The 1,883-nt window shown below is 60.6% G+C and carries 2 protein-coding genes; both read right to left on the bottom strand.

The genetic code is table 11. The annotated features are described in order from the left end of the window. Positions 1 to 191: 191 nt before the first annotated feature. A complete protein-coding gene (locus tag VNS12_RS15405) occupies positions 192 to 371 on the bottom strand; it encodes a hypothetical protein (protein WP_414693057.1) in 180 nt (59 codons plus the stop codon). A 305-nt stretch (positions 372 to 676) separates the two neighbouring features. Then, the gene (tyrS, locus tag VNS12_RS04005; RefSeq protein WP_325486555.1) at positions 677 to 1,879 is read right to left on the bottom strand and encodes a tyrosine--tRNA ligase; all 1,203 of its coding nucleotides are present in this window, start codon (positions 1,877 to 1,879) and stop codon (positions 677 to 679) included. Positions 1,880 to 1,883 lie beyond the last annotated feature (4 nt).

Raw genomic sequence — 1,883 nt, 5'->3', positions numbered from 1 at the left:
AGCGTTTTCGACTTGCTACGCCCGAGCAGATTCAGGATTTGCTGACGGCAGCCCACGATGATGCGCGACTGCTCATGGATCGTGATGGCGGGCTGGCGTCCGAGCGCGGACAAGCTGCGCGGACCTGCCTCTATCTTTTCGAGCGGGACGCGGCGATCAGCCTGCTCGCAAGCGGTTGATTAGGCCACCGGTCAGATCAGGCGTGGGCCCTCGGGCGTGCTTTCCAGCGAATCAAGCAGATCCAGATAATTATCGACCGTGATCGGTGTATCGAACTGTACGCCAAGTCGTCCGCTCAAGGACCACATGACCGTCGCGCGCATTGCGCCTAATTGAGGAAGCTCCAGGGTGAGGTGCTCACCCATAGGCATCATCTCGTCACAGCGGATCATACAGCCTTGTGGCGAGATATTGACGATACGCGCGGGTGTGGGGGCAAGGGTGGTCCCCCATATCTGCGACTGAATGTCGGTTTGTTCGCGCGGCGCACCGCGCGTTTCGGTGTCGAATTGGGATTGGGGCATGGCAGCGAACTCCCGTTGGTATCCAAATTCTGACTTTAACTGATGAATCTCTTCTAAAGCTTCATTCTGAAGATCGAGTTAAGGCTAGGCCGCACGTCAGCAAACGCGCTGCATGCGGGCCAACCATATCCACGCAAAAATTCCTGCGCGCGTCAGTCGCGTTGCAACAGCACGTGTCGCTTACGGCCAAGGCTGAGCTTCACGGGTGTCTCGCCGACTGCGACCTCATGGGCGGTGTCATGCACTGGTTGATCGTCCAGCCGCACGGCGCCTTCCGCGATTTTTCGGCGGGCTTCGCCCTTGGACGCTGCCAATGTCGTCTGGACGAGCGCATCGACAAGGCCGATCATCCCGTTTGATACGGCAAGGGAGGGCAGATCAGCCGATGTCGCGGCACCGGCCTCGAAAGTCTTGCGTGCCGTTTCGGCAGCGGCCCGGGCGGCTTCCCGGCCCCGGCAGAGCGCCGTGGCCTCATTGGCGAGGATCTTCTTCGCCTCGTTGATCTCCGCGCCTTCCAGCGCTGCAAGCCGGGCGATCTCGTCCATCGGCAAATCAGTGAACAGGCGCAAGCGGATCGCCACGTCCGCATCGGCCGTGTTGCGCCAGAACTGCCAGTAATCGAAGGCGGAGAGCTGGTCCTCATTGAGCCAGACCGCGCCGCCGACCGTCTTGCCCATCTTGGTGCCGTCCGCATTGGTGAGCAACGGCGTTGTCAGGCCGAACACCTGCGTACCGTCGATCCGCCGGGCCAGCTCGACACCGTTGACGATATTGCCCCACTGGTCCGATCCGCCCATCTGCAAGCGACAGCCGACACGTCGGGAAAGTTCCAGAAAATCATAAGCCTGGAGGATCATGTAATTGAATTCGAGGAAGCTGAGCGACTGTTCGCGATCCAGCCGCATCTTCACCGAATCGAAGCTGAGCATCCGGTTGATCGAAAAATGCTGGCCCACATCGCGCAGGAAAGGGATATATTCGAGCTTGTCGAGCCACTCGGCATTATCGACCATGATGGCATCGGTCGGGCCATCGCCAAAGGTCAGGAAGCGCTCGAACACGCGCTTGATCGAGGCGATATTCTCCCCGATCGTGTCGGCGGTCATCAGCTTGCGCGCCTCGTCCTTGAAGCTGGGATCGCCGATCTTGCCGGTGCCGCCGCCCATGATGACGATCGGCTTGTGGCCGGCACGCTGCAGTTGGCGCAGCATCATGATTGACACGAGATGGCCGACATGGAGCGAGGGCGCGGTCGGATCGAAGCCGATATAGCCGGGCACGACCTGCTGTGCCGCCAGCGCGTCGAGCCCGCTTGCGTCGGTGATCTGGTGGATATAGCCCCGCTCTTCGAGCAGGTTC

This window comes from Pelagibacterium sp. (assembly GCF_035555455.1).
Taxonomy (GTDB): Bacteria; Pseudomonadota; Alphaproteobacteria; order Rhizobiales; family Devosiaceae; genus Pelagibacterium.
This window is presented reverse-complemented; position numbering and strand designations above follow the sequence as displayed.